We start from the raw sequence: 23643 nt of genomic DNA on the forward strand, positions 1-23643 counted from the left end.
CATCACGCCGGGGGTTCTCTCAACGCCCGGCGCTGACCTCACCTTTGCTCATCACGGCCAGATAAGCGCTTGGGTATCAAAGCCCAGCGCCTTGGCCTGATTAATAAAATCCTGCTTTAAGCTCTCATCTATCTCTGGACTGCGCGCCAGCAACCAGAGGTAATCTCGGTTGTAGCTGGTCACAAAAGCGTATTGGTAATCGCTGTCTAACCGGTAGATCACATAGGCACCATAAAAGGGGCCGAAGAAGGAGACCTTAAGATGACCAATATCTGAACTCTCGACAAAGTAGGCCTTGCCTTCGGCAACTTTCCAGCTTTTATCCGCCGCCGAGTAGCCACGGTTGATCACACTGACACCACCATCATCACGCAGTCGGTATTCTGCGCTCACCTGGCTGAGGCCGCGCTCGAAGCCATGATCTAAACGGGCAATCTCATGCCAGGTGCCCAGATATCTTGAGAGTTCAAATCCCTCAATCGGCGCTATGCCCTTGGGCGCGCTAGTACAGCCACTCAAAAAAGTTAACAGACAAACCAAGCTCAGGGTTAACGGCCATTTCATTTGGATACTCCAATTATTGAGGTGTGCTTGAAAAATCATATCTTTAAAGCAATACGCAGCGATTTTCCCTAAGGTTCACTAGGGGCTAAATGGCTTTCCTATCGCACTTTTATTGGGCCTTCAACTCTTGTTCTCCCTAAGCGTTAGCCCGCTCACAAAGTATAAATTTTAACCAACAAATCACTATTCTTTAACTAAGGTGCCCTTAGAATGAGTAATACCATTAGAAAAAACTCATTAAAAGGTGTACCCCAGATGCGATCCTTTACTCTACCCCTTACCCTCATACCCTTTGCTCTTTCTGGATTTATGTTAGCGGGCTGCGGCGGCTCAGACGATAACACCCCACCAGAACAAGTTGTTAGCACCGGCAGTGTAAGTATTGCCATTTCAGATGCCCCCATGAGTCAGGTCAGCCGGGTCGAGTTGGTGCTCGACAAATTGGTGATGACCGATGCTCATGGCCAAGTACATAGCCGGGATATGGCTCAACATAGGTTTAATCTGCTCGATTACCAAGGTAAAGAGAGCCACAAAGTGATCGATGGTCTCGAACTTCCTGCAGGCCAATATCATGATGTGCATTTCACCTTAGTCAACGGCGATCAGGCACAAGGCTGCGCCATTGAGAACGGTCAGGGCTTACACCCCTTGATGATAGAAAATGGCCGCCTTCCTATGGCGAACTTTACCCTAGGTGAACATCAGCACCTTAACCTGACGATGGAGATTGATCTCTACCAGTCGATGCACTTTTCCGACGGCCAATATCAGCTCAACCATCACGGCGTCTACTCTATAGACAATGAAACCATGGGCCATCTGTTCGGTGAGATGGACTCTCAATGGATTGCAGACTGCGAGACCCAAAACGCCGATAACGCACCAGAAGGTGGTCAGTTCTACCACATGGCCTACCTCTACTCCAATGAAGTGACTAACATCTCGCAAATGGGTGACATAGTTCAGGACCGCAGCGATGGTCTCTTCTCACCGGTAGCCATCTCACCCGTACGCCAAGACATCAATGGCAACTGGTTCTTTGCCATGGGATATCTGCCTTCGGGAAGCTACAGGGTGGGTTATACCTGCCTGGGACACCTGGATGATCCAGCCCAAAACGATATGACTCAAGGCGCATTTAGCCTGTTTGAGGATGGCGGAGAGATCGCCGTTGAAGATGGTGGCAGAGAAACACGCCATCAGTGTGGTCGCGGCCACGGCGGCCACAGAGGCTAATTCATAGGCTAGCAGATAAGGGCAAACACCTGCTGTTTGCCCTTAAATCTATCAGCCAATATCCACTAGGACTCTTCAGTCAGCAGCTGCAAGCTGGCGAACTCCCGATACAGGCTGTTGCCCTGCATCAACTCACCATGGGTGCCACTAGCTACCAATTGCCCCTTCTCCATCACCAAGATGCGATCGGCATTGAGCACGGTCGACAACCTGTGGGCGATAATCAGGGTGGTACGCCCCTGCATCAGACGATCCAGCGCCTGCTTAACTTTCTGTTCGCTCACCGCATCCAGTGCACTGGTCGCCTCATCAAGCAGTAGTACGGGACGGTCTGCCAAAATCGCTCTGGCGATGGCGATACGTTGCTTCTGCCCACCAGATAAACGCACGCCGCGCTCACCCAGATAGGTCTGATAACCATCACGAAACTCGCGAATAAACTCATCGGCGCGGGCGGCGATACAGGCCTGAACCACCTCTTCTAAGCTGGCATCGGGGCGGCCATAACGCACATTTTCCAGCACGCTAGTGGCAAAGATCACCGACTCCTGCGGCACTAAGGCATATTGCTGGCGAAGCTCTTGGGGACGCAGGCTGGCAATGTCGATGCCATCGAGTTCAATCACACCGCTGCTCAGCACATAGAAGCGCTGTAGCAGTTCAAACAGGGTGCTCTTACCGGCGCCGCTAGCCCCCACCAGTGCCACCCGCTCACCGGGGCTAATATGCAGGTCCAGACCGCGGATCACCTCATCATTATGTTCACTCTCTCCCTGACCCTCGGCGGCCTCCCGATAGGCAAAGCGTACCTGTTTTAATTTGAGCTCACCGCGCACCTTCTCGGGCAGCGACTTGGGATGAAGTGCTTGAGGAATGTCTATGGGTGTATCCACCAGCTCGATCAACCGCTCGGTAGCCCCGGCGGCGCGCTGGATCTCGCCAATCACTTCACTGATGGTCGCTACGGCGCCCGCCACCATCACGGCGTAGAACATAAAGGCCGACAATTCACCCGGGGTGATCGCCTGCGCCATCACATCTTTTGCCCCCACCCAAGTGATCAAGGCAATGGCCAAGATACTGAGAAACATCACCAAAGAGATCAAAATCGCGCGGTACTTGATGCGCCCTTTAGCAGCAGCCATCACCTCCTCGACCCGCTCGGCAAACAGCTGCCTGTCGCGATCCTCATGGCAATAGGCTTGTACCGTGTGGATCTCGTGCAATGACTCATCTACATAAGCGCCGAGATCCCCCACCTTATCCTGACTGCGTCGCGACAGTTCACGCACCTTGCGGCCAAAGAAGAAGATAGGGCCAAGCACCAAGGGCACCGCCAGCAATACTAAGGCGGTAAGCTTAAGGCTAGTGATCGCCATCATCACCAGGCCGCCGACCACAGTCACGCTGGCCCGCAGCGCCATAGAGAGACTCGAACCCACCACAGATTGCAGCAAGGTCGCATCGGCGGTAAAGCGCGAAATCACCTCACCGGTGCGCAATTTGGCGTAAAAACCTGGAGAGAGCTCGAGCAGATGGTTATAAACCTTAAGCCGTATGTCGGCGCTGACCCGCTCCCCCAACCAAGTCATCAGATAGAAACGGCAGAAGATGGCTGAGCTGCTCAGCGCCGTAATCCCAATCACCAGCAAGATGATCTCGTTTAGGCGGTCGCCGTTATCCCTAAGAAACCCCTCATCCACCATGAGGCGCACACCTTGTCCCAGTGACAGCCAGGCCAAGGAACCGATAAACAGGAAGAGAATAGCGGCCACCACACGGCGACGGTAAGGGCGTAAGAAACCACCAATCCAGGGCAGCACGGCCCGCTTGGTATTTGAGGATCTGCTTTGAGTAACCTCAGCGGCAAGTGGTTGAGACAAGCAAGCCTTCCTTAGATTAAGCGATTTAGGGCAATTAGCTGACAGAATAACAAAACCCGCCATGAAAAGCGGGTTTTGTTTCTAGCCTAATGCTGACTGACAAGGACTCGCTAGAACCAGGTGAGGCCTATGCTAATTACTACGCCTGTGATCAGTAGCAACATCAAGCAGTAACCCATAATATCCCGCGCCTTCAAGCCCGCGATCGCCAGTACCGGCAGCGCCCAGAAAGGTTGGATCAGATTGGTCCAGGCATCGCCCCAGGCGACCGCCATGGCCACCCGCGCCACATCTGCGCCCAAGGCCTCGGCCGCTGGGATCATGATAGGCGCCTGCACCGCCCACTGACCGCCCCCTGAGGGCACGAAGATGTTAACAATACCGGCGCTGATAAAACTCCAAAACGGCAGGCTGTCGGCACTGGCGATAGCCACAAAACCGGCAGAAATACTCTGGGCCAGCCCTGACTGCACCATGAGGGCCATGATCCCCGCATAGAAGGGGAACTGGATCACTATCCCTGCACCACCTTTAATCGCCTCATTTAGGCTCTGCAGTAAACTGCGGGGCGTCTGATGCAAAATAATGGCGAGGAACAGAAACAGATAGTTGACGATATTAAGATTCAGCTTACCACCGGCGACAAAAAAGTAATGCCCCAGGTAGGCCAGCCCCAATCCCCCCACAGCCCAGGCAAGCAAACGGCTATTTTCCAAATGATCGGCAGGCCGAACAATGGCCTCTTTCTCGGCTTCGGGCTCTGCTAACTTGTCCCTGTCGACATAGATACTCTCCTCGTCGCTTGGCAGCATGAAGCGGTTAACCAGCGGGATAAGCACGAAGAGGATCGCCACCAAGGCCAGATTAAACCCGGCGAAGATAGTGTGCTCTGTGGCTATGATGCCTATCTTATCTTCGGCAAAGTGTCCCTTGGTCGCTATGGTCAGGGGAATAGAGCCCGCTAAGCCAGCGTGCCAAACCACAAAGCCCGAGTAGGCACTGGCCACCAGCAAGCGGTAGTCCACCTTAACCTGACGCGCCAACGCCTTGGCAAACAAGGCGCCCACCACCAGGCCAAAACCCCAGTTTATCCAGCTGGCCATCAGGGACACTAAGGTCACCAAAATGATCGCCTGGGGAGCGCTCTTGGCCAGGCCGGCAATTTTATCGAGCAGGCGTTTGATAGGTGGCGAGCTGGCAAGCATGTAACCCGCCACCAGCACCAGCAGCATCTGCATGGAGAAGCTGAGCAGCGACCAAAAGCCTTGGCCCCAATAGGTCACCAGTTGCACAGGGCTCTGCTGCTCCACCAGCATAGCAGCGCCAAACACCAGCAGCGTCAGCAGCAACACAAAAATATAGGGGTCGGGCAGGTAACGATCGACCAGTTTTACCAGAGGTTGAGCGGCCTTATTGAGCATATTCTTATCCTTGATTGCTTAGTATTATTTATTGATTAGCCGCGATCAGGTTAAGCGATATCTAAACAAAATCATATTCATACTATCGTATAGGGTCATCGGCAACTCCTGGATTCATTGCTATCTCCCCCCTCCTTCCTACACCTTCTCATGTTATAGTGAGGCCACAATTCACCACCTTAAGATGTTATGGCCCAGCAGTTTTCCACCGAGACCAAAGATGAAGCCTTAAAAATTGCCAAGGCGACCCAAAAGCCGGGACAAACCAAAGAGCAAACCAAGCTGATTGCCCAGGGGATAGAAAAGGGAATTGCCGAATACAAGAAACGTCAGAAGAGTAAGGCAAGAGACAGGGATAAGGCGCGTAAACAAGAACTTAAAGCCAAACAGCGTCAGCAGCACGACACAGACACCGAAGCGCCATCGCCAGAGGCCAGGCAGGTGAGTATTCTGCCCTGGCTACTGCTTGCCCTCAGCTGGGTTGGTTTTATTTGTGCCTACCTGCTCAATCATTAAGGCGACACTATGACTGCTAGGGCGATATCACGCCTACGTTAAGGACTGGGCAATCTCCTCGATATGGGCCTTCACCCAGCGCTTATCGATAGGTCCCCAGTCATTCAGCCGATAGTAACCGGCGTTGTGACGCTCGCCATCCTGCACGAAGGTGCAGCTAATTCCGATATCCCCAAGGGCGGCAATGGCATCTTGCAGGGTACGCCGAGGCATAGAGGTCGCCTTATTGAGCGACAACAGATTGTGCTGTTCAGCATCAATCAAATGGGCCAGATAGAGCTTTCTCATGAAGGCAATTTTCTGCTTAGATAACTCGGGGCTCAAGGCATCCTCTCTTCTCTAACTTATTACCACAATTAGTATTCTTACTCTTGTAACATAAAAGATTCATCACATACAGGCGCAAAGTGCTGACGCCGCTGATAAAAGTGATATAGTCATTCATCAACAGCACTCAATCGCCACTTGGCAGGATAACAAATGGAAGATGTGACTCCTCAACAAGCGACCTCTGCATCGATACGGCAACGCCTGGACAGCTCTGATTGGCTCAATATTGATGAGCTGCCACTGACCCAACTCAAACAGGCCTATATTCAGCAGGTACAGATAGAAAGCCTGCTGATCTTCACGCCGCTACTGATCATCGCCCCTATCGCCAGCATATTGCTCAACCTGCCCGGCAGCATGATCATCGCCCTAAGTACGCTACTGCTTATCCTGGCAGCCACAGTCGGCTATTGCCGTTATCGCCACGCCCTCTCTATCGCCTACGGCGTATTTGAACATGAGTTTGTCATGCAAAAAGGGCTAATTTGGCACAAGAAGACCGCCCTTCCCTATACACGACTGCAACATGTCAGCCTCTCTCAAGGGCCGCTGGAACGCTACTTTTCGCTGCATACCCTCAAGTGCTTCAGTGCCGGCAGCGGCAGTGCCGAAATCAGCCTACCAGGATTGGATACCCAGGAAGCTGAGCCACTACGCAGACACCTGCTGGCCAAGGCTTCGCTAAGCCAGCAAGGCTCAGACGAGAAGGAAGCCTAAGCTCATGAATACTAGGTTTGCCCAGTGGGCCAGCCTCTCTCCCTGGTCTATCATCAGCTTTAGTTTTGGCGGTCTCAAGCAACTGTTGACCAATGGCTACGCCCTGATCCCGCTGGTCTACACCGGGTGGCAGCAAGGTTTTAACTCCCCTTGGGTACTCTTGGTCGCGTTAGGCGTCTGTCTGCTTACTTTAAGCTATGCCAGCCTGCAATGGGCCTGGTATCGATATCGATTGCAAGACGCCAAATTGGGGATCCGTCAGGGATTGATCTTTAAACGGGCGCAGGAAATTCCCCTTAACAAGATTCAGAATGTCCGCCTGGAACAGCCGCTCTATTTTCGCCCCCTTGGCCTCTATAGCCTGGTGGTGGAAACCGCGGGTTCCAAACGAGACGAAGCCGTACTCGCCGCCGTCAACTATCGCCAGGCGATGCAGCTCAAAAGAGAGCTGTTTAGGGCGCATACACAAAAGCAGTCACCAATAGAACAACAGGTTAAGACTCAACTCAACCATGAAATACCAAAAGAAGGCTTAGTGATCGCCAAAGATCTTAAGGCATTAATGATCTTCGGTCTGTACCAAAACAACCTAATCTGGCTGTCACTGATCTCAGGCTCTATTTTGGGACAGATAGATTGGGAAAACCTGCAGCACAATGCGCTGGTGCAAGGGCTGCTGCACTGGTATCAGACCCAAATCGCTACCGAGCTTGGCTATCAGGCGCTACTTATTCTTGGCACTTTGACGCTTGTCTACCTCTTGCTATCGCTGATCTCCATGGCATCTTCGGTGCTCAAGTATTACCCCTATCGTCTCTGCCTGCGTCAAGGGACACTCCACAGAACCGGCGGAGTATTGGCCAAACAACAAGATGCACTGCGCCTGCACAGGGTCCAGACAGTGCGTTTCGAGCAACCCGCTATCGGCCGCCTGTTACAGCGCTGGACGGTGCATTTCGAGCAGGTGAAGGGCAATGAGGTAGAGCAGCTCGCCAAGCGTCACCTGCTGATCCCCAGCATGACCCGAGGCGACATAGCAGAGATGCTGCCCAGACTCGATGGCCTGGCGACCAAGGCAAATCGCTTGCCTTCAGCTTTTCAGGGGATCAACATAGGCTGGTTTTGGCGCCGCGCCCTGCCGCTGGCACTCCTTCCTCTGCTGCTAACCCCCATCACAGGTTTTACGCCCTTTACCCAAATTGTGTATGGCTTAACCCTGTTGTCGCTAATCGGCCTGTATCTGCACTATCGCCAGTGGGGCTATCACCTCGAGGGAGATGACTGCTGGATCCACAGCGGCATATTGGGTCAATCCTGGCAGTTGGTTCCCTTGATAAAAACTCAGAATGTCAGTATCTCACAGACACCGGGGCAAAAACGCCACGCGCTGGCAACCTTGCATTTAGGGCTTGCGTCAGGACCTTTGGTGATCCCCTATATTCCGCTGACAGAGGCTAGATTGATTGCCGAAACCGCGTTAAGTTTAACCAGGCAAGATCCCAAAAACTGGATTTAAGGAGCACAAATGAACCGGATAAGCCATACGCCTGACGAGATACTCAAGTTTTGGTTCGAGGAGATTGAGCCTAAAGCCTGGTTTGCAAAAGATCTGGCGTTTGACCAAGGGATCAAAACGCGCTTTGGCGAGCTGCTTACTCAGGCAATCAATGGCGAACTCTATCACTGGCGCACCACACCTCAGGGGCGTCTGGCTGAGATCATAGTGCTGGATCAATTTAGCCGTAACATCCACAGGGACACGCCCCTGGCATTCGCCGCCGATCCCATGGCATTAGCCCTGGCCCAGGAAGCGGTCGCCGCTGGTGTCGACAAACAGTTGCAACCCAAACAAGTTCCCTTTCTCTATATGCCCTATATGCACAGCGAGTCCAGGGCAATTCATGAGGTAGCTATGATCCTCTTTAACCGTGAGGGTGCCGAGAATAACCTGGCATTTGAACAGCGACATAAGGCGATCATCGACCGATTTGGCCGTTATCCCCATCGCAACGCCATTTTAGGACGACAATCGACCCAAGAGGAGCTGGCGTTTCTCGCCGAGCCCGGCTCAAGCTTTTAACCCATAGGGATTAAGGAGTACCCATGGAGATCACCCTGGCCCACGGCCTCTTGCTGTTAGTCACCGGCTTTATGGCCGGTATCATTAATACCTTGGCCGGTGGCGGTTCCAACCTGACCCTGCCCGCACTCATGGTAATGGGCATGCCCGCCGAGGTGGCCAATGCCACCAATCGCGTCGGCGTCACGGTGCAATCGATCACCGCCATGATAGGTTTTCATAAGCATGGCAAGCTGGATACCGACGACAAGGGCCCTATTTTACTGCCCACGATTGTCGGCGGATTCATTGGTGCGGGCGCCGCCGCCTACGCCCCCAGCGAGTTGATCAAACCCCTGCTGCTGGGCACCATGCTGCTAATGGCCTTTATCATACTGGTGCGCCCGGCCATCATCTCCCCCGAACTGGGCACCCCGGTTAACAAGATGAGCCAGACCCCCAAGGCCTGGTTTTGGCTGACGCTAGCCGGGATCTACGGCGGCTTCGTACAGGCTGGCGTTGGCTTTGTCCTCCTAGCCGCCTTGGCGGGTAGCCTGAGATATGATCTGGTCAGAGCCAATGCCTTAAAGGTGTTCTGCACCTTGTTTTTTACCTTGGCCTCACTGCTGGTGTTTATCTATGAAGATCTGATTCTCTGGTTACCCGGTTTAATTTTAGCGGCAGGGACTATGGTGGGCGCTCATCTGGCGGTGAAACTGGCCATTAAGGTCAGTCCAAATGTGTTGAAGTGGTTTCTGTTTTTAATGACGCTCTGCGGCAGTATCGCCGCCATGCTTCACTAACACTCAGATAGATTAGTCGCGCCAATCTATCATATAGCTGACAACCCCCGCTTGCTCACAGCGCCATACCCGCACCGCCACTGATGGCTTGAGTACACCGGGGGAAAGCTCCAGCGTCTTCCAGTCGGGGCGGGTAAACAGACCGCCGTTTAAGCGCATCTACTCCAGCTGATAGGCAATATTCAACCTTTCTATGGTGCCATCGAGGGTACGAATGCCAAAATCTATCTGGGTTTCGCTCCTGTGATAATTAAACACCTCCCCCTGCCAGGAGGTAAGATGGTTGCGATCGCAAGGAACAAAATCGGGGGCGCGCAGCCGCTCGCCAAAACAGGGCGTTCCCCAAAAGCAAAGGCCTATGGCGAGAGTCCACAGGCCCTGTGTCAGCAAAGAACTGCGCATAACGCTAATTCACCGGCCAACGATAGGTACCGCTCAACATATCGGCACGTTCAGACTGGCCCTGGGTGAACTCGACCATGCAACTATCGTCGGTATAGTCCATGAAGTTATAGATGGGGTCGTCACCGGCGTCGCGCCTACAGGTGTCGCGCCCCGTAGGGCAGCCATAAGCTGCTGAGCGCTCGGCTGGTGTATCCCCAACCTGATCCCCGCCACCATTACAGCCGCCCTGGAAGGTGTGGTACAAGCCCAGCCAATGACCCACCTCATGAGTGGCAGTATCCCCCTCGTTGTACGGCGCCGCAGTGCCGCCTGGCAGAGATTGATTCAGGATCACAATCCCATCATCGCTTGGGTTACTGGCATAATCGGTAGGAAAAGTTGCCCAGCCCAGCAAGCCGCCGCCAGGGTTGGACACATAGATATTCAGGGTCTCAGCGTTACCCTCGCGTAGGGTTCGTTTCATATCACGCTCGGCACTGGTGCCCGGCCCTGCGGTGTACCAGGCATCGTTATAACTAGTGGTGACCCCCTTTAAGGTAAAACTGAACTTAGTATCGAAACCGCTCCCGCCGCCCGCACCTGAAAAAGCGTCGTTGAGCACATCGATCTGAGTATTTATCAAAGAGAAGACATTGCCATCTCCACTGCTGCTCAGAATCAGATGCACATAAACGGGAATATTGTAACCTACCGGGGTGTATGGGTCGCTCGAACCACCACCGTTGCCACCACCATTGCCATTGCCGTTACCAACGCCGCTAGGCTTCTTTAAGGCTTTCAGGTGCTCATTAAGTAAGCGCACCTCTATATCTGAGGGGGTACGGGTACCACAACGCAGAAAGGCGGCGTTAGCATTGGCATGGTCAAATGCGGGCGTCGTGCTCGTCCTTGCCTGTTCTTGATCGGCTTGAACCAAACTGCTTACTGATATCAACAACAGAGTGGTTAGCAGTATTACGCTTCTTCTCATGACAGCCTCACCTTAAAATCAGATCCAGTTCACATTACTGAGTATAGGAAAAGTCGGCGAACTTGCGAACAAAGGCGCTTTTCTCCACGGCCTGGCGGTTTTCTTTAATTTCTCTTTACACTCCATACAAATGTAAATGATAACCATTACTATTTAAGCTGATGCTTTTTTTGGGTATCCTTTGTTGCGTTAATTTGGACGGCATGCCGAGCCTCAACGGCTTGCACGACTCCTCACTATTCCTCTTTCGCTAAGATGACGACAGATCATGAAACTAAAGCCTATTTCGCTCGCAATCTTCTGTGCCCTAAGCATGACTGCCATGCCTGGCCATGCAGAAACCCAAACCGCTCAGACAAACCAAGAAAAGCAACAGGTCGATGAACAGATCGAGAAGATCGAGGTTCGCGGACGCTATGTGCAAGGCTACAACGCCCATTCAGTTGGCGGCGCCTCACGGCTGGATCTGGCCATTGTCGACATTCCTCAGTCTGTCTCGGTGATCACAGATGCACAGCTCGACGACTTCCAGCTCAATGACATCAACAGCGCCCTGGACAGTGCCACAGGTATCAATGTTGAGCGTATCGAGACCGACCGAACCTACTACACGGCGCGCGGATTCGACATCACCAACTTTCAGATAGACGGCGTCGGCCTGCCGCTCACCTCGGGTAACAACCATGCCGACGAAGACACCGCCATCTATGATCGCATCGAGGTGATCCGCGGCGCCAACGGCCTGATGACGGGCGTGGGCAATCCCTCGGCCACGGTCAACTTCATTCGTAAGCGCCCAACGGCTGACAATCAGCTTAATCTGCAGGCCAGCTACGGCAGCTTTAACAACCTCAGGGTGGAAGCCGATGCCAGTGGCCGCCTTAACGACACTTTTGCCGGGCGCGTGGTGGCAGTGAAACAGACAAAGGAGTCTTACCTCGATCGCTACGAGACAGATAAAAGCGTGCTCTATGCCTTCCTGGAGGCTAACCTGAGCGACGACACCAGCCTGTCGGTCAGCCACAGTTACATCAACAACGATGCTACGGGCAATAACTGGGGCGCACTGCCGCTCTACTATACGGATGGCAGTCCAACCCACTACGACAGATCCACCAACACCTCGGCCGATTGGTCTAACTGGCAGGTGATCAAGCAAAATACCGTGGTGGAGTTGAGTCACTACTTCGGCAACGACTGGCGTCTACGCGCGACTTACTCCCACAAGAGTACCGATGAAGATACCGAACTTTTCTATGTTTACGGCACGCCCGACCGAGAAACCGGCCTGGGTCTCACCGGCTATGGCAGCGAATACGATCTCGACGAGAGTCATGATCTGGTAGATATCTATGTCGATGGCGAAGTCAGCCTGTTTGGCCGCGAGCATCAGTTGGTCGCTGGGGTGAACTATGCCAAGGTGGACTATATCGACACCTCTTTATATGACTACACCACGGGCAATGGTTTCCCGGCCATGCCGGATCTCAACGACTGGGATGGCAACACGCCCAAGCCCATCTTTGCCGACAGCCCCCGCGGCAGCGACGTCAGCGCTAAGCAGCAGGCCGCCTACTTTACCGGTCGCTTTAACCTGTTCGAGGGCTTCCATCTTATCGCCGGTGGTCGCTTCAATAAGTGGCAGGCCGAAGGGGTCTCCTACAGCAAGCTACAAGATGTAGAAGATAGCCAGTTTATCCCCTACCTGGGCGCCGTTTATCGCATCACTCCTGAACTAGTGGCCTATGCCAGCTATACCGAGACCTTCAAGTCGCAAACCGAGAAGGATATCGACGACAACTTGCTGGCGCCTGTTACAGGTGAAAGTAAGGAGATAGGTCTTAAGAGCGAGCTATTTAATGGTCGCCTGATCGCCAGTCTGGCCTATTTCGACATTCAGCAGGTCAATCTGGCCGTGCCAGATCCACGCACTGCGGATCTGCCGCCGACCGACCAGCGCTACATAGGCGCCGATGGCATTAACAGTAAGGGCTATGAATTTGAAGTCGCCGGAGAGGTATTTGATGGCCTCAACCTGAGCCTGGGCTTTACCGACTTCGATATTGATGGTCACGACGAAAACGCCGAGATAGTCGCGGCCTATACCCCAAGCCGCCTGCTCAAATTCGCCGCCACCTACGATGTCGCCGCCATTGAAGGCTTATCGATTGGGATGAACATGCGCTGGCAGGACGATATCTCGCGTCATCAGGGCGTGGTTGGCGATGGCTTTGATAATGCGGGCGAAGAGATCATTACCCGGCAGGACGCCTACGCCATCGTCGATCTTATGGCCCGCTATCAGTTTAACGAGAATATACAGCTGAGCGTCAACGCCAACAATGTGACCGATGAGAAATATCTCAACAGTCTCTATTGGGCTCAGGCCTTCTATGGCGCTCCCGCAAACTACAGCGCCACCCTCAACTGGAAGATCTAACCCGACGTAAAAAAGGGCATATAGGAAAACCTATATGCCCTTTTTAATAGCAACTCTTTGAATAAATTATCGAATATCTAATTAAACCAGCTCGGCCAACATAGCATCAGAATATTCCACCAGCGGCTGCTTATCGCGCACCCTGGCGACATAGTCTGGGTTGGCGATAAAGGGACGACCAATAGCTAACAGATCGAAGCGACCATCGGCGATGGCGCGCGCGCCAGCCTCTGCCGTGTAGCTTCCTACGCCCACTAAAGTTTGACCATAATGCGCACGCACATAGTCAGACACTCGGCCATCAAGATAATCAAACTCCATGGCGTCATCGAATATCCCCACATGCAGATAAGCGAGCTGACGAGACTCCAACTGCTTTAAGAAGTAGTCGAACACGGCGCGGTCACGGCTATCACCCTGCATATTAACGTAGGCTCCGGGCGATACGCGCAGCGCTGTGCGATCATTGCCGATACGCTTAACGATGGCATCGACCACAGCCAGCGGGAAGCGCGCCATATTCTCTGGCGAACCACCAAACTCATCATCGCGACGATTACTGTCGTGATGCAAGAATTGATCGATAAGGTAAGCATTAGCGCCATGGATCTCGACGCCGTCGAAACCGGCATCGATCGCATTCGCCGCAGCCTGTGAATAGTCGGCCACCAACTGTTCTATCTCCGCAGTCGTCAGCGCCTTAGGCACCTCATAGGCCAGTTCACGCTGACGTGGCACTGTACCTTCAATCTTAACCGCCGATGGCGCCACTATCTGCCCACCGAAGAAATGTGAGTGCGCCACACGGCCGGTGTGCCACAACTGGGCAAAGATCTTACCGCCTTTAGCGTGAACGGCGGCAGTGACTTTCTGCCAGCCCTGGATCTGCTCAGGGGTAAACAGGCCAGGCGTGTTGGGGTAGCCTTGGCCATCGGGGCGAATAATCACCGCCTCCGAGATAATAAGTCCGGCATCGGCACGGCGAGCATAGTAGTCCGCCATCGCCTGAGTGGGTACCAAGTCATCGTCTGCCAGACAACGAGTGAGCGGCGCCATGAGAATCTTATTGTTAAGGGTAATACTGGCATTAAGTGCATAAGGCTCAAAAAGATTGGCAGTCATATTCGGGTCTCTATCTTGAATGAGCGTTCAAGATAACGCCTGCTCAGGATCAATTCAAGATCTTTTTTGAACGAACATTCAAAATTAAGTACAATGCCCTTTATCGCCCAAGAAACAACACGAAGAGCCAGATGCGCAACGCCGAATTTGATCGCCAGCAGGTACTGAGACAGGCCATGAATGCCTTTATCGACAAGGGCTATGCCAAAACCAGTATGCAAGATCTCACCAAGGCCACAGGGTTACATCCGGGCTCCATCTACTGCGCCTTCGACAATAAGCAGGGCCTACTGCTTGCGGTCATCGAACAATATGGTCAAGACCGTCACGCCGAGCTAACGGCCTGCTTCAGCTCGTCACTCCCCTTCGTCGAGCAGCTTAAACGCTATTTAACCGGCATAGTCGATGAGTGTTTGTGCGAGGGCACACCTAAAGCCTGCCTGCTCACCAAGGCCCTAAATGAAGTGGCTGAACAAGATGAGTCGATAAGAGACGCCATTAAGCTACATCTCGACGGCTGGCAACAGACGCTGGAAGCCCAGTTTGAACAGGCTATCGTCAAGGGCGAGATTAACGGGGATGGCGGCCACCTGGCGCGCTATTTCATCATGGGGATCTATGGGCTCAGAACCTTTGCCCATACCAAACCCGCGCCAGAGGTATTGCACGCTCTGGCGCAGCAACTTCTTCAAGACACCTGCCGCAGTTAGGCTATTTCACTACCATCACTGGGCATTTAGCCTTATTGGCCAACTCCTCGGCCACACTGGGATTAAGCAGATGTGCCAGACCGGTATGGCCGTGGCTGGCGATCACTATCATGCCCACATCATGCTCTTCGGCGTCGAGTAAGATTTGGCCCAGTACGCCACCGGAGCGAACCTCGCTATGGACCTTGAGGTTTGGCGGCATCTTAATCTTTGCTTCTCTCACCACCTCTCCCAACTTGCCGTTGGCATAGGCATGCAGATACTGCTCTAGTTCCTCGTTACTCTCCACTACAATCCCATAGTTATGGGCGCCGTAAGGTTCGCTCACCACATGAACGATACGTAGATCGACGCCATAGAGGGTCGCCATCTCAATGGCATAACCCAAGGCGTGTGATGCCGTCTCGGAAAAATCCGTTGGGCACAGTATTTGACGTGTACGCATAGTACACCTCCTCAAATATAGCGTTCGCCGCGCCCCGGTTTGGCAGACCCGCTAAGCTAGTTCGGTGCTATCTGAGCACAACTCTACTTCACCACCAGCACGGGGCATTTGGCGCGGTTAGCCACCGATTCAGCCACATTGGTATGCAGAAAATGAGACAAGCCTGTGCGGCCGTGGCTGGCAATCACTATCATGCCTACATTGCTCTCTTCCGCCTCGGCCAGAATCTCGGTAACGGGATCGCCACGACGTATCATGGTCTCGATAGGCAGGTTACTATCGAGTTTAGCCAGCAAGGACTGCATTTTTTCGGCCGCCGCCTCTTCCATCGATTTGGCAAGCTCTTCGGGCGTGATAGCCAAGATCTGAAAATTCTCATCACCCATAGGCTGCTCTACCACATGGAGCAGGCGAAATCCCACCTGATAAAGATTTGCCATTTCGATAGCATAAGACAGGGCATGGGACGCCGTGTCAGAAAAATCTGTCGGGCATAAAATTTGACCTTTTCTCATCTGTTACTCCTTAGCACAATCGGCAATCACTTTACTTAAGCATAGCGGATAAAGGTGACACAGGCTTGACAGTTCCCTACCCTTGCAGCGCCCTTTATCACCCTTAACCTTAATACCCAAGTGCTGCGCAAGCCACTACTTAAACTAAGATTAATCGCTAAGCTCAAATCCATTCACCACTGACGAAGATCAAGCACTAAACTGGCTAGAACAACCAGGCGAGCGCGCTCTTTTTATCCTCGAAAAACTTAAACTCACCCGAGGTAAACCAGTTTGCCACACGCGTCATCCACTGCTGCACATCACCCTCACCCACGATGGCAACCCGCTTAAATTCTTTGCCATGTTTTATCCCCAGCTTGAGATCGTCCCAGGCACCATGTAGCGAAATACCATCGAGCTCAGTAATATCGATAAGCGCCAGGATCTCAGGGCTCTCAACCCCGGCCAGGGCAGATTCGAGTAGCGGCGTCATCTGCAGATAATCTTGATGGGTCAGCTTGCCGACCGCCTTAAAGGTGAGATAAACATTCTCCTGATTTCGCTCTATACCGATAGCAATACCATGTAACTCAGCGCTCATGACAACCTCCTGCCAAGACAACAAAAGTGCCTAGGGTCTGCAGTAAAAACAAACAGCAAAGCTCAACAGGCCCTAACTAAATTTTAGTTTTCATCCCATCACCACGCATTTGATCTAGATCACACTTTGTTCGGATATCGCTCAGGATTTGACCTAACTTCAAGGTTGACATAATATTAGACCGACTAATCAGTCGGTTTTTGAAAACACGCCTATGACGCCGTAAAAAATGGCGTCATCGCTTATCAAAGACTTAACGCAGACAGGATGGATAGCCAGATGAATATGCCCGCAAATCTCGACATAAGCCAAAGCCTCAATCAGCTGCTCGCCAGACAGAAGGCAAGCTTTCGTGAGCAAGGGGCGCCATCTAGGCAGCAACGCGAGACACAGCTTATCGCCCTTAAGCAGGCGCTGCTGAGCCATCAACAGGCAATCGTCGATGCCCTCAGTGCCGATTATGGCCACAGATCCAGTGATGACAGCCGCATCTCCGACATCATGCCCTGCGTCAACAACATCAACTACACACTGAAAAAGCTCAAAGGTTGGATGAAGCCCAGCCGTCGCCACGCGGGGATTTTATTAGCGCCCGCCAAGGTGCAGGTGCAGTATCAGCCCCTGGGCGTCGTGGGCATCATAGTGCCGTGGAACTTCCCTGTGATGCTCTCCATCGGCCCCTTGATCACGGCGCTTGCGGCTGGCAACCGCGCCATGATCAAGTTGTCTGAGTTCACCCCAGAGACCAACAAGGTACTCAAACAGATGCTCGCCGACCTGTTTGATGAGAGTGTGGTTGCCGTTATCGAAGGGGAAGCCGACGTCGCCGCCGCCTTCTCGGCACTGGCCTTCGATCACCTGCTATTTACCGGCTCCACCACGGTTGGCCGCCATGTGATGCGCGCCGCCGCTGACAATCTCACGCCAGTCACCTTAGAGTTGGGAGGCAAGTCACCTGTGATCATCGCCCCGGACATGCCACTGGATACCGCCGTGGAGCGGATGATCTACGGTAAATGCCTTAACGCCGGACAGATCTGTGTCGCCCCCGACTATGTGCTGCTACCTAAAGGCAAGAGCGACGCCTTCGTACAGGCCTTTATCGCCAAATTTAAGCAAATGTACGGTGAGATAGGTGATAATCCAGATTACGGCGCCATCATCAATCCAAGACAATTCGAGCGCCTACAGGCGGTGCTGCAAGACGCCCGCGACAAAGGGGCGCAGATCACTCCAAGCTCTCAGGAAACCCTTGCCCCCGACAGCCGCAAGCTGCCGGTACAATTGATCACTGGGGTGAACGAGCAGATGCTCGTCATGCAGGAGGAGATCTTCGGCCCTCTGCTGCCCATCATCGAATATGACAACCTGGCGCAGGCGATCGATTATGTGAATGACCGCCCTCGTCCGCTGGCGCTCTATATCATGAGCTTCGATAGCGATACCCAACAGCGTCTGCTCAACCAGACCCACTCGGGTGGTGTGTGCATCAACGAAACCGTATTCCATGTGGCGGCAGACGATGCCCCCTTTGGCGGTATCGGCCCCTCAGGCATGGGCCACTACCATGGCAAGGAAGGTTTCCTCACCATGAGCCACGCCAAGACCATACTGAGCCGTGGCAAGCTCAATACCGGCAAGCTGGTACACCCTCCCTATGGCACTGCCATTCAGCAGCTGCTGATGAAGCTATTTTTACGCTAAAGGGTGAGATTGAGAGAGATTGCCATGGGCAAAAGTCAGAAGAAACAAGCCATCTTAGATACCGCACTGCAGCTTTTTGTCAGTCAGGGCTTTCACGCTACCAGCACGGCCACCATCGCCCGCGAGGCAGGCGTAGCCACAGGCACACTGTTTCACCATTTTCCCTCTAAAGAGCAGCTGCTCGAGCAGCTGTTTCTCGGCGTCAAACAGGAGTTTGCCGACGCCATACAAGCGGGTGCAAGCAAGAGTGGCAAGCTTAAGCAAGATGCCAAGCAGCTGTGGTTTGCCGCGCTCACCTGGGCCATGGCCAATCCGCTCAAACAGGCTTTTTTTCAGCTCTATTCGATGTCGCCAACCGTCGAGCAGTCGGTGCGCGCTCAGGCGATGCACAGCATCCTAGGCTTTATTGCCGAATTGATCCGACAGGGGCAGGCAAGTGGCGAGCTGGCTAAATATCCCATTGAACTGATGCAAGACAACTGCCACGGCCAATACCTGGCCGCCACCCGCTACTTTGTCGACCACCCAGAACGCTGGCAGGATGAAGAGCAGCGCACCGCTAGCTTTGCCCTCTTCTGGAATGCCATGGCCGCGCGGTGATCACTCCTGCCAATCGGCAAAATGTGCAATCAGATGGTCGATAGCCATTCGCGCCCGCATGGGTAAGAAACGGCGGTTTTGGTAAACAATCCAGCTGGTGAGGCCGCGATTCCAATAGGGTGACAACACAGGAACCAGGCTGCCCTTAGCCAGCGGCACGATAAAGCTACTCTTAGGCAGATAGGCAATCCCCAAATGCTGCTCTGCTGCCGCGATCACCGCTGGCACATTGTTGCTGCGCCAGCGCCCTTCCACCTTGATGTTCAGCTCTATATCGTCTTGTTGAAACAGCCAGTGATCATTGTTAGAGATGATGCAGCTATGCAACCTGAGATCCTGAGGCGTCTTAGGAGTACCATGTTCGGCCAGATACTCAGGGCTTGCCACCGCCATCATGTCTCGATTCGCTAACTTACGCGCCACCAGGCCTGAGTCTTTTAACATTCCAAAGCGAATCGCGAAATCGATACCATCTTCGACAAAGTTAACTATTCGACTGTTGAAGTCCATGTCTATGGTTAAGGCGGGATGTTGCCTGGCAAAATCGATCAATACCGGAGCGATATACTGCTCGGCAAACGCCCCGGCAGCACTAACCCTCAGGGTGCCACTAAGCTGCTGTTGCTGCTGACTCACTTCCTCATTGGCCTGCCTAAGTCCCACCATCAGGTTTTGACACTGGCGATAATAACCCAGTCCAGCCTGTGTCAGGCTAACGCTACGAGTGGTCCTTGCAAATAGGGCGCAGCCAAGTCGCGCCTCAAGCCTCGCCACCTGACGACTCACATGGCTGGTCGAACTTCCCAGTTGGCGTGCCGCCGCCGAAAAGCCATTAGACTCGGCAACCGCAATAAATTCGACAATCCCCTCAAAACTATCCATGCATCACCATTGTTGCTATATAACAATATTAATTTGCCAACTTGATGGATTATCACAACAACCGGCAACAATTACAATGAGACCACTTTGTAATAACAGGAACTCTGCACCATGAAAAAAGTACTTATCTTTTTGACAAACCACGCCACACTCGGCACCACTGACGAAGCCAATGGCACCTTTGCGCCAGAACTCACCCATGCGCTGCATGAGCTATTAGCCGCAGGCCTTGATTATGATCTTGTCTCAATCGACGGCGGCAAGGCCCCCCTATATGGCACAGATATCGAAGGTGATGAGGTCAACGCATCTATGGTACAGGACGCCTCGTTTATCAGCCGGGTCAACAATACCATTCCCGCCTCACAGATAGATATTGAGCAATACAGCGCTATCTACTATCCGGGTGGATTTGGCCTGCTATCGGATCTGGCCACCAATGAAGCCGTTGCCCAGCTCAGTGCGGCGCACTACGAAAATGGTGGTGTCATTGGCGCCGTGTGTCACGGACCAGCCGGCTTACTGCCCATCACACTGAGCAATGGCGAAAAACTGATTGCCGACAAATCGGTAACCGGCTTTACCCGTGAAGAGGAGATCGACTATGGCACCATAGATAAGATCCCCTTCCTGCTCGAAGAAGCACTGACCCGCAGCGCAAAGCGCTATAACAAGGTCCAGCCGTGGAATGCCTTTATCATAGAAGATCAACGAGTCATTACCGGGCAAAACCCTGCCAGTGCTAGCGCCGTTGGTAAGGCGATTGCCGCACACTTAGCTTAGGCTCAACCGACACTCATGGTCATTTCCGTGGCTAATTCAATGGCTAATTCAATGGCTAATTCAATGGCCATGAGTGTCCCGCAAAGCTCCACTGCCAGATGGTTTGATGTTAGTATCAGCAGCTTAATCCCATTGATTTGCCGCGATAATAACAACTATATGAGGAGCGCTATATGCCTGTGCAAATGCAACGACGCCATCTACTTAAGGGCTTGGCCGCTGCCGGTCTGTTGACACACCTAGCCCCCCTCCCTGCATGGGCAAAAGCGACTCAAAAAGCCCTCTATATCGATGGCCTCTCCTTTTTGCCCGACGACTTAGCCGATCTCAGCGCCTCAAAGCTTGATGCCTACCTGTGTGATATCTCAGCCATCGAGGCCATAGAACAGGCCGATGGCACCACAAACTACAAACGCACCTACAAGGCTTGTGTCAAAAGCATCAGCGAGGCCTTAGAGCGGGTAAACGCCAACCCAGACAAACTATTGCTGGGGCGCAGCGCCAAGGATATCGAGCTTGCCCATGAAAGCGGACGCACTGCCGTCTTCTTTCAAATTCAGGGCGCCGACTGCGTCGAGCAGAGCATAAATCAAGATCTCAATCAGGTGGATGAGTTTTATGAGCGCGGCCTTAGGGTACTGCAGCTTACCCACCACTATGGCAACCTGTTTAGCGGCGGCGCACTGGACAACGACGGCAAGCAAGGGCTCAACCTGCCGCTGACAAAGGCTGGCCACCAGCTGATCGATAAGCTCAACAGTAAGAAGATGCTTCTCGATGTCAGCCACTCCAGCCCTCAGTCGGCACTAGATAGCGCCAGGGCCAGCCGCGCGCCCATAGTGCAGAGCCACGGCGCCGTGCGCGCCATCGTCAATCACGCCCGCTGCTCACCCGATGAGGTGATCAAGGCGATCGCCGATACCGGCGGCCTATTCGGCGTCTTTATGATGACCTTCTGGCTCACCACAGAGCACACGCCCACCACAGACCACTATCTGGCGCAGCTCAAGCATGTGGCCAATGTCGGCGGCATCGGCGCCGTAGCGATTGCCAACGACTATCCACTACGCGGCCACGAAAACTTATTGGCGCTGGGTAATGACAACGCCGAAGGGGTAAAACAATACATTGAGTGGTGGCACAGCCTGCGCGCCCGCGGCGTACTCGGCTTCGACCACGAACCCGAACATGTGGTGATCCCAGAGCTTAACCATATCGAGCGCATGGAGCGCATCGACAGCGCCCTGTCCCGCGCCGGATTCAGCAGCGGCGATCGCATTAAGATCATGGGTGGGAATTGGCAGCGGGTGTTGGCCGAGGTACTAGGCTAGTCCCTCTGACCCAGGCTGGTTACTCTAACCTAGGCTGGTTAACGGCCAGCCTGCTTCACGCTTAGGTGAGCACTAACCTTTAGTGCTCTGAAGGGTGTGGCGAAACACTTACGAAATTTATTATTGAGATGCGCAGCTTACTCTGCTTGAACTTAGCTTAAGTGAGTGTTAACCATCAATGTTTTGAATTGCCTGCGGCAGGCTAATGTGCAAACACGCTTTTGGCACGCAGCAAGTCCATCCTTGGATGCTCTGCGAAATCATCCCTGATTTCGAAGGCCAAAAGCGTGTTTACACCGAGTTATCCGTCTCTTCGATTTGACCTGATGGGAAACTTCTAGACACAAGCTTGTGAGGTTGATAGCTCTAATATGTGAATTTCAGATTAATATTTCTATTTGCTAACGCCTAATTTGGGGCCGGAGCTGCGTAGCAGCGGCGGTCCCAGTCCGCTTGCGGGCGACTACAATTACTTGTTATACCTTTGCTACTCACTATCATCATTCGCAAACCACACAGATAACCGCCGAAATTCTTTGTGCTTTATATAGTGTTCAAGGTCACGAATCTCTTCTTCTAGCTCATGGATTAAGCTAGATTTCTCAACCTCACTAAGAGAGCCAGAATTCGATATAGACTCAAGTATCAGCGTAGCAAGGTTGTCCTGCTTCTTTATCTGCCATAGATCGCGAAGATCGGCAATTTCTTTGCTAACTTCGTTGCGATGCTTAATAAGTCTATTGTATTCATCCATTCTATCTGGGGTTATAGGCTGTTTAAATTCTCCTAGAGTCTTCTCTCGCTCTTGCTGAATAGGTTGGAGCTTCTTAGTAATTCTCTCAAAAATTGGAGATGCTAGATCAAAGATGTTGTAGAAGTGCCAGTCTGCCTTGGCTCGCTCTAATTGAGCAGCTTCAACGCCACACTTTTTAAGCTCACTCTCAATTCTCTGTATTAGCTCATATTTTTGACTTCTTGGAAGACCTGCTTCCCAGCGCCCTGCTCGTGCCGTTGATGAAATTAGCATTTCTGAAATTGGGGCTGTGATATCTCTGAGCTGTTTCAAAAGATGCTCAGTTTCTTCGATCTTTTTATCAAGCAGCTCGGCCTCAATTCCTAGACCCTTAAATTTTTTGAATTCTGGCAGGAAGGCAAAAATAAGACTCAATACTGCGGCAGTATAGGTTGCAGTAGCGGCCCCTACCTTATCCATATAACCAAGCCCTACGCCTGAGATAAACAGAAGTATTGCCACAATGAAAATGATTATCTGCAAGTACCGATCTCCATAAAGGTATAACAGCTTATTAGTGCGCATGCGCGTTTACGTCATTAAAGTAGTGAAACACGCATTGTTAACTGATTGTATTGTAAAGAAGTTATCACTTCTACTTCAAATACACCATCCCGAAAAACGCGCATGCGCTTTTCCAAACCTCCCGCCTAGCGAGCTTAAGTTTAAACGCATGAAATTAATGATTTTTTAATTCACTCGGTTTGCCACCTATAGATAGTAAAGTGGCAAAGATGCACTAAGTTTTCATATCTATCGGCAACAAATGCAGTCAAATCGAAGAAATTGGAAATTCTGGTGTAGATGCATCTGCGGACGTCGATGGCA

General features: G+C 52.6%; 25 protein-coding genes. 12 read left to right on the forward strand and 13 right to left on the reverse strand.

The features are described from left to right. Positions 1–51 precede the first annotated feature (51 nt). On the reverse strand, positions 52–564 hold the full coding sequence (locus tag NY07_RS12675; protein WP_033539722.1) for a lipocalin family protein: 513 nt from the start codon (positions 562–564) through the stop codon (positions 52–54). Between the two features lie 210 nt (positions 565–774). Here NY07_RS12675 and NY07_RS12680 point away from each other — a divergent pair, with 210 nt between their 5' ends. Continuing rightward, entirely contained in the window at positions 775–1803 is a 1029-nt protein-coding gene (locus NY07_RS12680; RefSeq protein ID WP_235363929.1) for a DUF4382 domain-containing protein, read from the forward strand. A 65-nt stretch (positions 1804–1868) separates the two neighbouring features. Here the strand turns inward: NY07_RS12680 and NY07_RS12685 are convergent, their stop codons facing one another. Together NY07_RS12685 and NY07_RS12690 are read right to left on the reverse strand one after the other, a co-directional pair. Then, positions 1869–3686, reverse strand: coding sequence for an ABC transporter transmembrane domain-containing protein (locus NY07_RS12685; protein WP_033539723.1), 1818 nt, complete (start codon positions 3684–3686; stop codon positions 1869–1871). A gap of 110 nt (positions 3687–3796) precedes the next feature. Then, entirely contained in the window at positions 3797–5107 is a 1311-nt protein-coding gene (locus NY07_RS12690) for a short-chain fatty acid transporter (protein ID WP_033539724.1), read from the reverse strand. 189 nt (positions 5108–5296) lie between these two features. On the opposite strand from NY07_RS12690, the gene NY07_RS12695 reads away from it, so the two are divergent. After that, complete coding sequence (locus NY07_RS12695; protein WP_033539725.1) at positions 5297–5623, forward strand: DUF2956 domain-containing protein; 327 nt, start codon at positions 5297–5299, stop codon at positions 5621–5623. 33 nt (positions 5624–5656) lie between these two features. Here NY07_RS12695 and NY07_RS12700 read toward each other — a convergent pair whose 3' ends face one another. Continuing rightward, complete coding sequence (locus NY07_RS12700) at positions 5657–5947, reverse strand: winged helix-turn-helix domain-containing protein (protein ID WP_033539726.1); 291 nt, start codon at positions 5945–5947, stop codon at positions 5657–5659. 156 nt (positions 5948–6103) lie between these two features. Between NY07_RS12700 and NY07_RS12705 the strand changes: the two genes are divergently transcribed. From NY07_RS12705 to NY07_RS12720, 4 genes are read left to right on the forward strand one after another with little or no spacing between them, the layout of a single operon-like run. Further along, on the forward strand, positions 6104–6670 hold the full coding sequence (locus NY07_RS12705) for a PH domain-containing protein (protein ID WP_052125675.1): 567 nt from the start codon (positions 6104–6106) through the stop codon (positions 6668–6670). Positions 6671–6674: 4 nt separating this feature from the next. Further along, a complete protein-coding gene (locus tag NY07_RS12710; RefSeq protein WP_033539727.1) occupies positions 6675–8186 on the forward strand; it encodes a PH domain-containing protein in 1512 nt (503 codons plus the stop codon). Positions 8187–8195: 9 nt separating this feature from the next. Continuing rightward, a complete protein-coding gene (locus NY07_RS12715) occupies positions 8196–8750 on the forward strand; it encodes a DUF924 family protein (protein WP_033539728.1) in 555 nt (184 codons plus the stop codon). A 23-nt stretch (positions 8751–8773) separates the two neighbouring features. Then, positions 8774–9532 carry a sulfite exporter TauE/SafE family protein gene (locus NY07_RS12720; RefSeq protein WP_033539729.1) on the forward strand — a complete coding sequence of 253 codons (759 nt, stop codon included), beginning with the start codon at positions 8774–8776 and terminating at the stop codon, positions 9530–9532. 12 nt (positions 9533–9544) lie between these two features. Here NY07_RS12720 and NY07_RS19540 read toward each other — a convergent pair whose 3' ends face one another. The 3 genes from NY07_RS19540 to NY07_RS12730 are packed head-to-tail and all read right to left on the reverse strand — an operon-like array spanning position 9545 to position 10907. Next, entirely contained in the window at positions 9545–9691 is a 147-nt protein-coding gene (locus NY07_RS19540; protein ID WP_161783163.1) for a hypothetical protein, read from the reverse strand. Further along, positions 9692–9934 (reverse strand): hypothetical protein, encoded by a 243-nt coding sequence (locus tag NY07_RS12725; protein WP_033539730.1) that lies wholly within the window; start codon positions 9932–9934, stop codon positions 9692–9694. It lies immediately after the preceding gene. 4 nt (positions 9935–9938) lie between these two features. Then, on the reverse strand, positions 9939–10907 hold the full coding sequence (locus NY07_RS12730; RefSeq protein WP_033539731.1) for a zinc metalloprotease: 969 nt from the start codon (positions 10905–10907) through the stop codon (positions 9939–9941). A gap of 268 nt (positions 10908–11175) precedes the next feature. Between NY07_RS12730 and NY07_RS12735 the strand changes: the two genes are divergently transcribed. After that, positions 11176–13347 (forward strand): TonB-dependent siderophore receptor, encoded by a 2172-nt coding sequence (locus NY07_RS12735; RefSeq protein ID WP_033539732.1) that lies wholly within the window; start codon positions 11176–11178, stop codon positions 13345–13347. 81 nt (positions 13348–13428) lie between these two features. On the opposite strand, the gene NY07_RS12740 is transcribed toward NY07_RS12735, so the two are convergent. Beyond that, positions 13429–14469 carry an alkene reductase gene (locus NY07_RS12740; RefSeq protein ID WP_033539733.1) on the reverse strand — a complete coding sequence of 347 codons (1041 nt, stop codon included), beginning with the start codon at positions 14467–14469 and terminating at the stop codon, positions 13429–13431. Positions 14470–14600: 131 nt separating this feature from the next. Between NY07_RS12740 and NY07_RS12745 the strand changes: the two genes are divergently transcribed. After that, positions 14601–15179: a TetR/AcrR family transcriptional regulator gene (locus NY07_RS12745; RefSeq protein ID WP_033539734.1), complete on the forward strand. Its 579-nt coding sequence runs from the start codon at positions 14601–14603 to the stop codon at positions 15177–15179. 1 nt (position 15180) lies between these two features. On the opposite strand, the gene NY07_RS12750 is transcribed toward NY07_RS12745, so the two are convergent. The 3 genes from NY07_RS12750 to NY07_RS12760 form a co-directional block, all read right to left on the reverse strand. Then, complete coding sequence (locus NY07_RS12750) at positions 15181–15624, reverse strand: universal stress protein (RefSeq protein WP_033539735.1); 444 nt, start codon at positions 15622–15624, stop codon at positions 15181–15183. Positions 15625–15707: 83 nt separating this feature from the next. Beyond that, a complete protein-coding gene (locus NY07_RS12755) occupies positions 15708–16139 on the reverse strand; it encodes a universal stress protein (RefSeq protein ID WP_033539736.1) in 432 nt (143 codons plus the stop codon). Between the two features lie 205 nt (positions 16140–16344). Next, a complete protein-coding gene (locus NY07_RS12760) occupies positions 16345–16722 on the reverse strand; it encodes an STAS/SEC14 domain-containing protein (protein WP_033539737.1) in 378 nt (125 codons plus the stop codon). A 279-nt stretch (positions 16723–17001) separates the two neighbouring features. On the opposite strand from NY07_RS12760, the gene NY07_RS12765 reads away from it, so the two are divergent. Beyond that, positions 17002–18426: a coniferyl aldehyde dehydrogenase gene (locus tag NY07_RS12765; protein ID WP_033539738.1), complete on the forward strand. Its 1425-nt coding sequence runs from the start codon at positions 17002–17004 to the stop codon at positions 18424–18426. Between the two features lie 24 nt (positions 18427–18450). Next, positions 18451–19026: a TetR/AcrR family transcriptional regulator gene (locus NY07_RS12770; protein WP_033539739.1), complete on the forward strand. Its 576-nt coding sequence runs from the start codon at positions 18451–18453 to the stop codon at positions 19024–19026. On the opposite strand, the gene NY07_RS12775 is transcribed toward NY07_RS12770, so the two are convergent. Next, entirely contained in the window at positions 19027–19908 is an 882-nt protein-coding gene (locus tag NY07_RS12775; RefSeq protein WP_033539740.1) for a LysR family transcriptional regulator, read from the reverse strand. 111 nt (positions 19909–20019) lie between these two features. Here NY07_RS12775 and NY07_RS12780 point away from each other — a divergent pair, with 111 nt between their 5' ends. Beyond that, positions 20020–20691: a type 1 glutamine amidotransferase domain-containing protein gene (locus tag NY07_RS12780; RefSeq protein WP_033539741.1), complete on the forward strand. Its 672-nt coding sequence runs from the start codon at positions 20020–20022 to the stop codon at positions 20689–20691. A 173-nt stretch (positions 20692–20864) separates the two neighbouring features. Beyond that, positions 20865–22022, forward strand: coding sequence for a membrane dipeptidase (locus NY07_RS12785; protein WP_033539742.1), 1158 nt, complete (start codon positions 20865–20867; stop codon positions 22020–22022). Positions 22023–22509: 487 nt separating this feature from the next. On the opposite strand, the gene NY07_RS12790 is transcribed toward NY07_RS12785, so the two are convergent. Then, a complete protein-coding gene (locus tag NY07_RS12790) occupies positions 22510–23298 on the reverse strand; it encodes a hypothetical protein (RefSeq protein ID WP_033539743.1) in 789 nt (262 codons plus the stop codon). Between the last annotated feature and the right edge of the window lie 345 nt (positions 23299–23643).

The organism is Shewanella sp. ECSMB14101, assembly GCF_000773485.1.
GTDB lineage: Bacteria > Pseudomonadota > Gammaproteobacteria > Enterobacterales > Shewanellaceae > Shewanella > Shewanella marisflavi.